Origin of the sequence: Alkaliphilus transvaalensis ATCC 700919, from assembly GCF_000621485.1 — a bacterium.
GTDB lineage: Bacteria > Bacillota > Clostridia > Peptostreptococcales > Natronincolaceae > Alkaliphilus > Alkaliphilus transvaalensis.
On record NZ_JHYF01000018.1, the window covers coordinates 13,758 to 27,969 of the forward strand.

11 protein-coding genes are annotated in these 14,212 nt (G+C 33.9%); 2 read left to right on the top strand and 9 right to left on the bottom strand.

Going from position 1 to position 14,212, the window contains the following annotated elements:
* Positions 1–325: 325 nt before the first annotated feature.
* The 5 genes from T335_RS0113540 to pdhA form a co-directional block, all read right to left on the bottom strand.
* Positions 326–1,540 (bottom strand): response regulator, encoded by a 1,215-nt coding sequence (locus T335_RS0113540; protein WP_026478026.1) that lies wholly within the window; start codon positions 1,538–1,540, stop codon positions 326–328.
* A gap of 329 nt (positions 1,541–1,869) precedes the next feature.
* On the bottom strand, positions 1,870–3,243 hold the full coding sequence (gene lpdA, locus T335_RS0113545; RefSeq protein WP_026478027.1) for a dihydrolipoyl dehydrogenase: 1,374 nt from the start codon (positions 3,241–3,243) through the stop codon (positions 1,870–1,872).
* Between the two features lie 11 nt (positions 3,244–3,254).
* The gene (locus T335_RS0113550) at positions 3,255–4,541 is read right to left on the bottom strand and encodes a dihydrolipoamide acetyltransferase family protein (protein ID WP_026478028.1); all 1,287 of its coding nucleotides are present in this window, start codon (positions 4,539–4,541) and stop codon (positions 3,255–3,257) included.
* A gap of 14 nt (positions 4,542–4,555) precedes the next feature.
* Positions 4,556–5,539, bottom strand: a complete 984-nt coding sequence (locus T335_RS0113555) for an alpha-ketoacid dehydrogenase subunit beta (protein WP_026478029.1) — start codon at positions 5,537–5,539, stop codon at positions 4,556–4,558.
* Positions 5,539–6,627, bottom strand: coding sequence for a pyruvate dehydrogenase (acetyl-transferring) E1 component subunit alpha (gene pdhA, locus T335_RS0113560; protein WP_026478030.1), 1,089 nt, complete (start codon positions 6,625–6,627; stop codon positions 5,539–5,541). Before pdhA ends, T335_RS0113555 begins: the two co-directional genes overlap by 1 nt.
* A 514-nt stretch (positions 6,628–7,141) precedes the next feature.
* Here pdhA and T335_RS0113565 point away from each other — a divergent pair.
* Positions 7,142–9,271: an HD domain-containing phosphohydrolase gene (locus T335_RS0113565; protein ID WP_026478031.1), complete on the top strand. Its 2,130-nt coding sequence runs from the start codon at positions 7,142–7,144 to the stop codon at positions 9,269–9,271.
* A 426-nt stretch (positions 9,272–9,697) separates the two neighbouring features.
* On the opposite strand, the gene T335_RS22855 is transcribed toward T335_RS0113565, so the two are convergent.
* From T335_RS22855 to T335_RS0113580, 3 genes are all read right to left on the bottom strand, one after another.
* Positions 9,698–9,829 carry a hypothetical protein gene (locus T335_RS22855; RefSeq protein ID WP_278246901.1) on the bottom strand — a complete coding sequence of 44 codons (132 nt, stop codon included), beginning with the start codon at positions 9,827–9,829 and terminating at the stop codon, positions 9,698–9,700.
* Between the two features lie 165 nt (positions 9,830–9,994).
* Positions 9,995–10,363, bottom strand: a complete 369-nt coding sequence (locus T335_RS20780) for an FMN-binding protein (RefSeq protein WP_034328558.1) — start codon at positions 10,361–10,363, stop codon at positions 9,995–9,997.
* A 252-nt stretch (positions 10,364–10,615) separates the two neighbouring features.
* Positions 10,616–11,458 carry a L,D-transpeptidase family protein gene (locus T335_RS0113580; RefSeq protein ID WP_026478032.1) on the bottom strand — a complete coding sequence of 281 codons (843 nt, stop codon included), beginning with the start codon at positions 11,456–11,458 and terminating at the stop codon, positions 10,616–10,618.
* Positions 11,459–11,609: 151 nt separating this feature from the next.
* On the opposite strand from T335_RS0113580, the gene T335_RS0113585 reads away from it, so the two are divergent.
* The gene (locus tag T335_RS0113585) at positions 11,610–12,080 is read left to right on the top strand and encodes a GNAT family N-acetyltransferase (protein ID WP_026478033.1); all 471 of its coding nucleotides are present in this window, start codon (positions 11,610–11,612) and stop codon (positions 12,078–12,080) included.
* A gap of 122 nt (positions 12,081–12,202) precedes the next feature.
* Here the strand turns inward: T335_RS0113585 and T335_RS0113590 are convergent, their stop codons facing one another.
* Positions 12,203–13,966, bottom strand: a complete 1,764-nt coding sequence (locus T335_RS0113590) for an FMN-binding protein (RefSeq protein ID WP_026478034.1) — start codon at positions 13,964–13,966, stop codon at positions 12,203–12,205.
* Positions 13,967–14,212 lie beyond the last annotated feature (246 nt).

Consider the following 14,212-nt stretch of genomic DNA (forward strand, 5'->3'; position numbering starts at 1 on the left):
TCATATTGTTTTCAAACTAACTCTCTTTAAAAATATAAATAGCGTTTTGCTTTAATCAGTAGATCACTATAATGATTAATTGTATACATAAAATAGTATCTACATAATGTCTAATAGACTGTCTTGTTGCCAACATAATTCTATGTATGACAAAAAGATGATAAAAATGCTTTGTATACAATATACTTATAACTAATATACTTGGTTTTGACCAGAATTTCAACAATAATTTCTAAGACTATTTATCTATTTTCAAATACTTATTTATTTCTTCATCCTTAACAAAGCTTTAAGATTAATACTATTTTTAATCTTTGTCTCTATTTTATACAAACTTAATCCATTTCATTTCAAAAATTGATAGATCGTCTTTTAATTTAGGCTGATTTCTTGATAGTTTTTTTAAAGCAAGGGTATAATGGTGGCTTTCACATTTAACTTCTTCTTTTAAGAAATCAACTAACCCTTCATATTCTAATACTTTATTCTCTTCATCTTTAATTTCCAACAATCCATCAGTATAAATTATAATTGTGTCACCTGAATCTAAGCATACCGTCTTTTCTTCATGATCCTCAGCAAATTCAAAACCAATAGGTGTCCCATAACCATCTAATTCTTGTATTTCGCCACTATTTTTAATTAGAAAAGGTGCAGGATGAGCAGCCCTAACATACTTTAATACCCCTGTTTTTACATTTAATACCATGTAAAAAATAGTAAAGTAATGTTTGTATTTTGCAAATGGAAAACGTTTATTCAAATATCGAATTACCTCTATGGGAGGTATGATTTCATAGTATGGATAATCGTTTATTTTCCGTTTTAGTGGGGAGCCCCGCTCAATATCTAAAATTAGAGATTCAGATAGGGCAACCGCCAACATAGAGGATGCGATTCCATGTCCCATGACATCTATCATATACATACCCATATGATCCTCGTCCAACATAAAGGCATCAAATATATCTCCACCTACTTTACCAGAAGGTTGAAAATGCCATAAAAAAGAACAGTTCGGTATATTTCCTAAGGTCTTAGGTATTAGTGCTTCTTGAATTTTAGCTGCCATAGTAAGATTTCTATCTAATTCTAACTTTTGATTAGCGATTCTAGACAAACTTTCTTCTAAGGCATTATTTGAGTCATTTAATCTCTTCTTTAACTCATTAATTTTAAACTGATTCTTAATTTTAAGCATCAATTCATTTTCATGATAGGGTATTTGAATAAAATCATCTACACCTACTTGAATAAATTTTAATTTTTCTTCTTCTGAGAAATCATGGAGCTGCACAATTATAGGAATTTCTTTTGTTTCAGAATCATTTTTTAGTGTTTTACACCCAATAAAGCTTTCTTCTTCATTAGGAAAAGCATTTATCAATATGATATTAGGTTTAGTGTTTTCTACAATTTCGCTAATATCAGTAGCGAGCAGTTCTTCCACCACCTGATACCCATATCGACGCAATAAGTTCTTTAGAAGACATTTACGACTAACTGTAGGCCTTAATATTAGGATTTTATTTAGCATCATAAGGTTTACTCCTATCTATATGGTCAATTCCTCTTTCATAGGATACAATCACATCTTACACCAATAATAGATATATTCTTCATCTATCTACAGAATTCCTACTGAAATACTTGAAACTTTTTGTAAAATTTATATCCCATAGACTTAATTTAGGTTATATCTCAATTATATAATTTTTCGTGGAAAGTTTCTATAGATACATAGATGGAAAACCTAATAGGCATGCCCATAAACTACTATTAAGCTACTAAATTATATGGTAGGTTTTAGTTTTTCTGTTATAAACTAAAAAAGGACTTAAAGAGGCTCTCCTCCCTAAGTCCCTCCTTCTATATATGAATAGGATGACCTGTGATGCCGTGGGCTGCTTCCATTACAATTTCTGAAAGGGTTGGATGTGGGTGTATTGCCTTAGCCACATCTTCAGCAGTTCCTTCAAGCTCCATGGATATAACGGCTTCAGAAATCATATCCGTGGCATGAACAGCCATGATATGGGTGCCTAATATTTCCCCATATTGTTGATCGGCTATAACCTTTACAAATCCTACACTTTCTCCCTCTGCCATCGCTTTTCCATTGGCACTAATGGGAAACTTACTTACCACTACTTGATGGCCTTTTTCCTTAGCCTCTTCCTCTGTTAAGCCAACAGAAGCTATTTCTGGAAAACTATAAATGCACGACGGGACTGCCTTATAATCAATCACTTCATCGCCACCCATTGCATTACTGGCTGCCACAAGGCCTTCTGCACTGGCTACATGGGCTAATAGATATTTACCGTTTACATCCCCTATAGCATAGATTCCTTCGATATTGGTTTCTAGTTTCTCATTGGTAACAATTCCTCTATTGTCGGTCTCTAGTTTTAATCCTTCTAACCCCTTAAGATTTGGCTTAGTACCAAGAGCAATCAGTATTTTATCTCCTTCAAATATCTTTTCTTCCCCATTAACAGTTGCCACAACAGTGTTTCCTTGGATTCTATTAATTTGGCAGTTAGTCTGGATAACTAACCCATTCTTTTTTAAATGTTTCGTTAAAGTATCGGCCATTTCAGTTTCTACACCCGATAGAATTCTTTCAGAACGTTGTAGTAACGTCACCTTTACTCCTAGACTATTAAATAGAGTTGCAAATTCAACCCCGATAACACCCCCACCAAGGATCAATAAACTTTTTGGCAATTCCTTAAGATTTAAAATTTCCTTACTGGTTAAAAGATAATCCTTTTCGTAGGCTTCTCTAAGTCCTGGTATGTTAGGAATTTGAGGTTTGCCTCCAGTAGCAATAATGATCTTTTTACCTTCTATTTTTTGTCCTTCTACATCAATTATGTTGTTATCAATAAAATTAGCAAACCCCCTGATAATTTCAACTTTATTTTTAACTAATAGACTCTCTACACCCCTAACCAACCTTCTAACTACGCTATCCTTTCGTTTAATCATGGTTTTCCAGTTGATTTTTAATTCTTTTTTTGATATTCCTTCGATGCCATAAAAGTCACTTTTTAAAATTTCTTGATAAACCTTTGCATTTTTTAATAGGGCTTTAGTTGGGATACAACCCCAATTTAAACAGACACCGCCTAAGGCCTCTTTTTCTACTAAAGCAACCTTACCACCAAGTTGGGCTGCCTTTATAGCGGCTACATACCCACCTGGACCACCACCTATTACAATTATATCGTAGATCATTAAATCGCCTCCTATAGTAATAGTAAGCTATGGGGATCCTCCATGTATCCTTTAAAGGATTTTAAGAATCTTCCTGCATCTCCACCATCTAGTACCCTATGATCTATGGCAACTGAGATTGGTAACATCCAACGAATAACAATTTCATCCTCCATAACTACTGGCTTCTTTTCTATTTTACCCAAACCTAAAATTGCAACCTCTGGGTAATTTATTATAGGTGTACCCAAACTTGCACCTAATGAACCAAAATTTGTGATGGTAAAGGTGCTGCCTTTTAATTCCTCTATTTTTATTTTTCTTTCTCGAGCCCCTTCACCAAGACGATCAATTTCCTTCATTAGGGACAATATCCCCTTTTGATCTGCATTTTTGATAACAGGCACTAATAATCCATCTTCTGTATCAACGGCCATTCCTACATGATAATAATTTTTTAATATTAGATGTTGGCCGTCCTCCGACAATTGACTATTAAACTTAGGGTTTTCCTTCAATGATTGAACTAGTGCCTTTATAACAAAGGGAAGATAGGTAATTTTCAACCCTTGATCATCTAAAAACTTGTTCTTAATGGCCTCTCGGTATTCCACTAATGCAGATACATCTATTTCCGCCATGACAACCGAATGGGGAATCGTAAAAAAGGATTCTGTCATTTTTTTAGAAATTGTCTTTCTTAAGGTAGTAAGCTTGACTATTTCTTCATTTTCTATAGTAGAATCCCCCTCTTTTTTAGAGGGTTCAACAGAAGATAACTTCTTATTTTCGTAGGTTTTCTGAATATCTTCCTTCATCACCCTACCATTTGGTCCTGTACCTTTTACTTCATCTATTTTGATCCCTAGGTCATAGGCCATTTTCCTTGCCACTGGTGTTGCTAATACCTTTCCTTTGCTTGAGGTTTTCACTTTATCTGAACGTCCTTCTTCACTAATCGAAACAACTTCATTGGAAACCTCTAAAGCACCAACAACACCTGCATTATCTTCTTCAACTGCTTCTGTTTTTGCTCCTGCTTCAGCTTTATTTTCTTCAGTTCTCTGAGAGACTTCTCCACCTTCACCAGTGTCGATTACCACCAACACATTTCCTACATAGATGGTCTCTCCAACTTCCCCATTAAGCTTTGCAATTTTTCCAGTAGCCGGGGCTGGTAATTCTGCATTAACCTTGTCGGTTTCTATCTCGCAAAGGGAATCCCCTTCTTTAACTTCATCACCTACAGCTACTAACCACTTTAAAAGTACACCTTCGTGGATTCCTTCTCCAATATCCGGAAGTTTAAATTCTATCATTTTCTCTATTCCCCCTATGTAAGATAATTTACTGTTTCAGTAATTTTCTTTAATATCCTCTCAGGACTTGGAATATAGTGATGCTCCCCTTTAGGTAATGGGAATACTGTATCAAATCCTGTTAATCTACTGGGAGGAGCCTCAAGGTGTAAAAATGCTTTTTCATTTATGATGGAAATTAGTTCTCCTCCTACACCTCCAGTTTTTGGAGCCTCATGGACAATCAATACTCTCCCAGTTTTCTTAACTGATTGGATGACGGTTTCCCGATCTATCGGTGCAATAGTTCTTAAATCAATTACTTCTGGGTAAATCCCTTTGCCTTCTGCCATTTCAGTAGCCTTTAAAACCTCCCTCATAGAAGCTCCCCACGAAATAATTGTGATGTCTTCTCCCTCTTTAACTACCTTTGCCTTTCCGATGGGGATTAAATACTCTTCTTCTGGAACCTCTTGCTTAAAAGCTCGATAAATTCGCTTTGGCTCTAAAAAAATGACAGGGTCTTCATCCCTAATAGCCGATGCCAGTAAACCCTTCGTATCATAGGGTGTTGAAGGCACCACAACCTTAAGCCCAGGAATATGGGCAAACAGAGCCTCTGTACTTTCAGAGTGGTGTTCTAAGGCTCTAATACCACCACCATAGGGCATGCGAATTGTCATAGGGACAGTGTATCTTCCCCTCGACCTATTTCTCATTCTTGCAACATGGGTGATAATTTGATTAAAAGCAGGGTAGACAAACCCCATAAATTGGATCTCTACTACTGGAATTAATCCATTTAACCCCATTCCAATGCCTACACCAACAATACCTGACTCTGCTAAAGGAGTATCCATACAACGATCTTTACCAAATTCCTTTTGTAAATCTACTGTTGCACGGAAAACCCCACCTTCATGGCCAACATCTTCTCCAAATACAACGACTCTATCATCTCTACGCATTTCCTGCTTTAAAGTTTCATTCACAGCCTGTAATACATTCATTAATGGCATTATGCTTCACCTCTTCCTCTTAAAAATTCTTTATATTCTTCTAGTTGTTCCTTTAATTGAGGTGTCATTTCTTTGAACTGATATTTAAAAATATCTTCTAATTCAATCTCCCCATTAGCCTCTACATATTTAAAGGCATCTTCTGCAATATTGATATATTCTTGAGCTATTTTTTCATCCTCTTCTTCAGTTAATAAACCTTCCCTCATTAAGTATTTTTTCATCCGATCAATTGGATCTTTCTTCTTCCACGCTTCAACCTCTTGGTCACTTCTATAACGGGTAGGATCATCACTTGTGGTATGGGCACCAAGACGATAGGTAAAGGCTTCAATTAGTGTTGGTCCGCCGCCATTGCGAGCTCGTTTTACAGCTTCTTTTGTAGCTACATAAACAGCAAATATATCATTCCCATCCACTTGTATGCCAGGCATTCCGTAGGCAATAGACTTTTGAGCAATGGTCTCTGAAGCTGTTTGGGACCCTCTAGGAACAGAGATGGCAAATTGGTTATTTTGACAGAAGAAAATAGTTGGGGTTTGGTACACCCCAGCCCAGTTCATTGCCTCCCCAAAGTCCCCTTGTGAAGTGGCTCCGTCTCCAAAGTATGTCATGACGACTTCATCCTTTTCTTGAAGTTTAGATGCCCACGCAATTCCTACTGCATGTTGTAATTGACTGGCAATTGGTACAGATACGGGTAATACCTTAATTCCCTCTGGTACCTTGCTTCCATACTCATTACCATACCAATATAGATATACCATATTGACTTCTATTCCTCTAGCCAACCATGCCCCAAGCTCCCTAAAGGCTGGTACCATCCAATCTTCTTTTCCTAGAGATAAGGCACTACCAACTTGAGCAGCTTCTTGTCCCAAATTTGGTGCATAGGTCAACATTCTTCCTTGTCTTTGGTACAGTAATGCTTTTTTATCAGTTTCTCTAGTTTGCACCATTAATCTATACATTTTCAGTAATTCTTCTTTGCCTAGGTCTGGCATCAATTGAGGTTGAATAATTTCGCCTTCCTCGTTCATAATTTGAAACATTTTTTTCTTCATAGGATTGTAGTCTTCATAGATCAATTTAATCCCTCCATTTCTTTAAGATTAATAATTGGTACATTTATACATTTATATCCATTATGGATGTAAATAAACTCCTCTTATATCACATTAATATTTACTTCCTCTATCAAAACTATGCTTGATAACTTGTACACTTACCAACTTCTTACTAATTTCCTCCTAGGAGTTCGTCGATTAAATTAATTAGGAAATTGCATAACTAACATCAAATTAATATTAATTCAAAATGAAAACATCGCTACTTGGTATTCAATGGGTAATATAAATGAGGTTATAAACTTAAATACTAACAATTCAGCTTATAAACATTTATAGTTAGTATCCCAGTTTAGAGTAAAGTCCTTCTTGGGAAGATTTAGGAATGACATTAGATAAAGAAACTAAAGGACTTAATATAATTTAATCTAACTCAACCAAAATAAACATAATTTAATTTTCAACTGATGAAAAAAAGGTATTATTTTGTCGAAAGTCGAATATTAATGAAAGATCTTGTTAAGGAGGGCTACCTGTGCTGAATAGATATAGACACTTACATAAAAAAATAAGTCATAAGCTCTTTATTTTCCTAATTCTTACTTCATTTATTCCAATAATATCACTGGTGAATGTCACCAAAATATCTATGGAAAATCAACTAGGTCAGTATAAGCAAAAAGAAATCAATCATTATCAAGAGCATTTCCTCTTTAACTTAAGAAAGTATCAAGATCATATTAATTTAATTGTCTATGATTATAGTTACTGGGAAGAATCCTATGAAAAAACTGCTACAGAAGATATTGAGTGGCTTAAATATAATATTGTAGACTGGCTACCGAGTCATTTTAATTTTTCATATACAGCTGTTATTAACCCCTCTGGCTCCTTACTTCTTGAAAATATTGAGGGTTTCTATAATATAACCAGTATGATTGAAGTATTTGAAAACACAAATTTCAAACTTCAAAATACTAGCGATTTTATTTTATTAAATGATGAACTATACATGATGACGCTACAGCCAATAAAATCAGAGGAAAATAACAACTTAATTTCTGGGAGCATTATAGTACTGGAAAAAATTGACGAAGCTTTTTTACTTGAACATATTAGCTTTCCAAATCTAACTACCAATATGTATGTTAACGCTAGATTAGTTAAATCAAACCCTAATCTAGAAAAGCATCTTGAAAATACTTTTATAAATGATTTTGACAACCACTTACTAGAGGGGAGTCTGTATCACTATATACCGATTAAAAATCTTAATGGTGATCTCCTTGCCTATGGTATTTTAGAAATACCCTATGGCTTCTATCGTCAAGCATTCAATACTTTAAAAGGGTATCAGATTTCGACTTTTTTATTAGTACTAGTCTTTTTTACCTTAGCCTATTACTTTATGAAAAAGTATTTATTAGATCCAATAAATCATGCTCGAGAAGTCATTACAGAGATTAAGCTTACAAAGAAGCCTATCCCCATTAACATCTACTCCGATGATGAGATTGGTGAATTAGCTCTATCCTTTAATGAATTAGCTTTGGAAATTAATAAGCAACATGAACATTTAAAAAAATTAGCCCTTACTGATGATATTACTTCTCTCTATAACTCAAGATATTTCAGTGAGTATTTAGACGGTAAAATCCAACTTGAGAAAACCTTTATCTTAGCAATATTAGAAATTAATTTCATGAAATCCTATATAAATTTGTTTAAAAGAAATGAAGCCGATTGTTTGTTGAAGGAGATCGGCAACGCAATCGAGGATTTAGAGGCACCTATTGCCTTTAGACTATCGGACGCTACTTTTGCAGTAATCTTTAACAACAATGATATTAGCTATGCTACTAAATGGGTTAAACAATTTCAAAAAAGTATTAATCTTTTGAATTTTGAAGGCAAAGCTCATCTTCCACCTGATTTAATCAGCGTCTCAGCTGGAATTTCAGCCTTCCCTAAAGAAGCTAAATCAAAAGATTTGCTTTTAAAATTGACTGAAGAAAAATTACATAATGCTAAAGCCTTTACCCTTCAGCAAATTGGTAGCTACTTCTCAATTCTTCACGGTAATCTCTACAGGGACTTCAATAGTTATGAAGATATCTATTCCATTATAAGAATACTGCTATCAGTCATTCATTCTATGGATCAATATACTCTTTTTCATAGCGAAAATGTTACTAGATATGCTTTAGAAATAGGTATGAAACTTTCTTTACCCCTCCATCAGATGGAGGAACTAAAGTATGGGGCGTTATTACATGATATTGGTAAATTACAGTTGGGTAGCGTATTACTTAACAAGGTAGGTAAGTTAACTGAAGAAGAAATAGAACATATTAAGTTACACCCCCTCCATGGTGTAAATATCTTATGTTCTATACCTAAGTTACAGGATATACTTCCCATCATCAAACATCACCATGAATGGTATAATGGTGAAGGCTACCCATACGGGCTAAAAGAAACTGATATTCCTCTATTAGCTAGAATTGTTTCTGTTGCAGATGCTTATGATTCTATGACTACTAGAAGACCCTATCGGAGTTACTCAAAAACCCATGAAGAGGCCATTTCAGAACTACTGAGATGTAGTGGTACTCAGTTTGATCCTGAAGTTGTAGATGTTTTTATTAAATCTGCTTCAATATAAGAAAAACAGATTACACAAAAAACAAAGCCTTCCATAGGAAGACTTATTGAAAAAGCTATTGTCAGGTATGATGATTTTTTTCTTATGCTATATTAAACAATACTTTAGTAAATTATAAATAGGGATTACATAATACGATTAGACTATATTAAGTTCAAAATGAAAACATTTCTAATCTGTATTCATTGACTAATATGTTTAGTTCTAATATTATGTAATCTCTTCAATTTTTTTTTGAAAAGACCAAAGTCTCTCTTATGAAGATTTAATGGATGACTTTAGGCGAATACCAAGGGACCCTCACAATTTATTAATCAATTAAATAATGTTATCTGGTTATTTTAAAACTTCATTACGTAAAGTTCTTTTATATTAAAATAATTCAAAGTAGAACTTCCCTATTCGTTAGAACAAAGATGCCTCATTTTATTTCCATAATTGAATTTTCTTTTGTCTATTTTCTAATAAGATTTGATATGCTTTTTCTAATTCCTGCTGAGTCTGCTTATTTTCTTGGCTTTGGCTACTAAGCTTTTTTTCAATGTTTTCTTTTTTCATTACTTTAGCCTCCAATCCATCACTTAATTTTTATACCGTAATATGAATATTAATTCATTAATTATATTTTATATCTTTTTTTATAAGCTGTCAATAATAGAAAGAAAAAGTATAGGCTTTAACAACCTATACTTTTTCTTTTTATTATTAAATTATATTTAATAATTAGTTACTAGCTTTTGGAAGAGCTTCTTCAATTGCTTCGATTAACCCTTCACTTGTCATAGTAGCACCTGTAATAACATCTAAATCAGCTGATTGTTTCTCTAATAATTGCTCAGTAATTCCTTCAAAAGCAGCATCAGAGATTCCTTCTGTTTCACCATGCTCTAATACATTTAAGTCTGTTACTTTTCCATCTTCAACAACTAACTCGATTTTAATATCACCTTTAAAACCTTGACCAGTACCTTCATATGTACCGTCATTTAATCCACCAGTTGTTGAATTAACATCGTCTGATCCTCCACAGGCAGTTAATGCCACCATCGTCAAACCAAGTACACCTACTAATAACTTTTTCTTTAAACTCATTTCTATTTCCTCCTTCACAAAATCTCTAAAATATATTCAAATACTGATAAAAGACAAAAGGACATCGTGGGATTTTTTATGTCCCGTAATCCTTTATTTAACACTGATTATTTTATAACAAAGAAAAATATTTGTCAACTTTATTATATAATTTATATATGAGAAGATGATCGCGTCTTTTCAACAACTCTAAATTAATTATTCAATTCTATCCTAAAATAAAAACTCCAGATCTAAACTGGAGTTTTTGTTCTATGGTTCTCGATTATTAAGATATTGATCTACTGCTAATCTTAACTCATTGTAGGTATCTACCCCTACCACGCCATCAGCAACTATGTTAAAGTCCTGCTGAAAAGCTATAACAGCCTCTCGTAATTCTTCATCAAATATACCATCTATTTCTCCATCATAATAGCCTAGCTGAGTTAAATTTGTCTTTACCTCGAATACATCGGGACCTGGTTCAATTCCAACACTTAGTATTCTACCAGTAAATACATTGCCAATAATTTTTACTGGTGTACCTAAAGGAACAATGTCGTAAAGAACTTCTACGTCTTCATTAAACATTCTAATACAACCATTACTTGCGGCTGTGCCTATAGATTCAGGAGCATTTGTTCCATGTATTCCGTAGCCACCCCAAGGTATATTTAATCTCATCCACCTAGTACCAAAGGGCCCACCAGGATTAAGGGTCTTTTGAATAATTTTCCAATCACCTGGAGGTGTAGGAGTGGAAGGCTTACCAACGGCCACAGGATATGTTTCAATTATTTCCGTAAATTGCTTTAATGTAAGAATTTTACTCTCCAGATCAATTTCAATTGAATAGCCTTCTGGAGGAAGAGGGTAGTCCACAGTAGGACTTAAACCAATAGAATTCCATGTGTCTGGACCTACAATCCCGTCTGGACTAAGTCCATAATCTGCTTGATAAGACCTAACTGCTTCAAAGATCTCCTCATCATAGATGGAATCTATCGGTCCATCATAATAACCTAATTCAGTAAGTCTTTCCTGAACATGCATTACATCTGGCCCAAACATATAGGGGTCCAACAACCTTAAATATCTACTAGCTAATATCATATCACACTCCTCCTTAATACAATTTACGCTGAAATTTAAAAAAGGTGCTACAATCGTTATAATTTAAGCTGGAATGATTTACATTTATTTGAGATATATTATAATCTATATATACATTAAAATTCTCTTATTTTATATGGAGGTGAAAATTTTGGCAAAAGTTAGATTAGCTGTAGCTTCCGATCGTGATTATTTCATTCAAGACTATTTAACCCGTTATGGCAAGGATATGGAAATGGCAAAAAAACATGCCATCGTATGTATTGATGTTCATCGTTCAATTGTTATACATAGTGAAGATGAAATTATAGGAAGTGTTACTTGGGCAATTAGAGAAGGGATACAAGCTGGCTTAGTCGTTATCTTTCAAATGTCTATTACCAAGACAGAGAATCGTGGTAAAGGATATGGGGGACTTCTTGTAAAGCACTGTATTGAAGACATTGAAAATTTCTATCAGTCAAAAGGCTATAACCTACGTAGAATCTTTATTAGTGTCAATGAAAATAACATTGCTGGTAGAAATATCTATAAGAAAAATGGATTTCGTGTTCTTGCAGAATTAAAAGATCATCTTAAATTAGGTGAAATGGAACTAATTTATGGAAAAGATTACTTCTAGATTTTTAAAGATTTAATGTTTTATGTTTATGTTTATGTTTTACACCTTACAATTAGTGGATTTTCTTCAAAAAATGAAAACTTCCTATCCAAAGGATAGGAAGTTTTTTAAACATGATTTAATTATTTAACTAATTCAAAAGCACTAGGAGCTAATTTGTTGATTCCATCTAACCAGTTAGTTGCACCTGTAATAGAGTCGATGCCTTCTACTGATTTATTCTCCCAAAGCATTCCCATAATTTCTTCTAGGATTTCTAAAGGTAATCTACCACCTAATTCGTCAGCTCTACTCTCAACCCAACGTGCATCTGGTCCAACATAACCAGTGTTATGCATTTTAGGAATATAGTTACTGTTTTGATATTCTAAATAATCAATAGCTAATATTTCACCAGCTTGTTCTACAGCAAGGAATTGTCTTCTGTAAGCACTACCTTGGCTATTTCCAACAAATACATAGATAGTTTCTTGACTAGAATTTACTAAAGCTGCTTGACCTAATTCTTCAATTGCTTCAGCCCATCTAGTAGCTCCTGTACTTACGTCTACATCAATGTCAAAACTTTGGTTTTCGATTACATATGCTTCCATATCAATAAGTATTTCTAGTGGCTTGATTTCAAAACGATCTCCCCAATTAGTTAAATACTCACTATTATATCTCTTGCTTAATCCAGTAGTTGTACTTACATCATGTAGTTCAACAACACTGATTTCGCCATCAACAATGCGTACTTTTAATACAGGAATGTATCCTCTTGCTTCTTCACCGCGAACCCAATATAATCCGTCGTTGTATGCCGGAGCTTCTACTTCAAAATCTAATCTAGCTGCTTGGTCTAATGCTGCAGCTGCCATCATAAGCATGTTTTTACCAACACTAGTAGCGCCAGTTAAAGTATCTACTAAAGCTGGGTCTTGGTTATAAACTAATTGAGCTTCTGCGTTAGCGATAATCGCTTCAGCATCTACACCTCTAGCATTTGCCCAACGAGTCATGTAGTCAGATCCTCTTTTGCCAACGCCTTCTGCATTAATTTCATCATAGAAAACAGATGTAATTTTTCCATTAGCAACTGACATTTTTAATACTGGAGTATAACCGTTGTTCTCTAATCCAACAACTTCATATTTACCATCTCTATATGCCTTAGGAGCTGCATGTTGAATTGTTTGAACTTTTGCTTTAGCTATAGCAGCATTTGATAATTCATGAATTTTCTTAAAGCTACTTGTTGCTCCTGTGAAAACGTCTACATTCATTCCATAAGCAGTTTGATTAGCAATTAAAGTTTCGATGATGTTAGCTTTAAGTACATCTGGAGTACCTGGCTCTAAATTTCTAGAATTAGCCCATCTAGTTGTATATTCAGAGTTACCTGCTCCAAATTTCCATTCGCCTGTACCTCTTTGCTCGTCAAAAGTAACAGCAGTGATTTTACCACCTTCAACTGTTAATGAAAGGTATCCAATATCAGCTGCGTTTCCTTGTGGTGTACTTGCAACTTTGTAAACTCCATCAACTAAAGCAACAGAGTTGTCCATTAAGTATGCTTGGTCATTTAATTTGTTTTCATAGAAGTATAAACCTGTAACTTGAGCAAATTCTTTTGCAGTTACATAAGTTACCTCATTGAATTCTTCTACCTTTGTAAATTGTTCAACATTAACAGTAACTTCTTTTAACTTAGCAGTTTCTTCTAAAGCTATGTAAAGATCTCCCTTTACACTTAGCGGTGCATTTTCAAAAGCAGTTTGTCTAACTCCATTGAAGAATACACTTCCACCATAAGTTGGCAACTCTTGTACTTCATTGGCAAAAGTAAATACAGTTAATGGTAATGCCAATGCTACAATCAGTAAGATAGCCAGCATTTTTTTCATTTACATCTTCCTCCCTTTTCCTTTAAAGACTTATGTCTTTTTAAAGCAAAATAAAATTTATTGCTCGTTAATAAATATTTAACACAACTTCAAAAAATCCTTCTTTTTTTTTTGTTTTTTAATAAATATTTTTTATTACTTAAGATTTTATCAAGATTTACCAAGATTACTAAAAATATTCATCATTATCTCTATTCATTTATGTCTAGTACTTATCTTTACTTTTATTTCTTGAATTGTTATAAT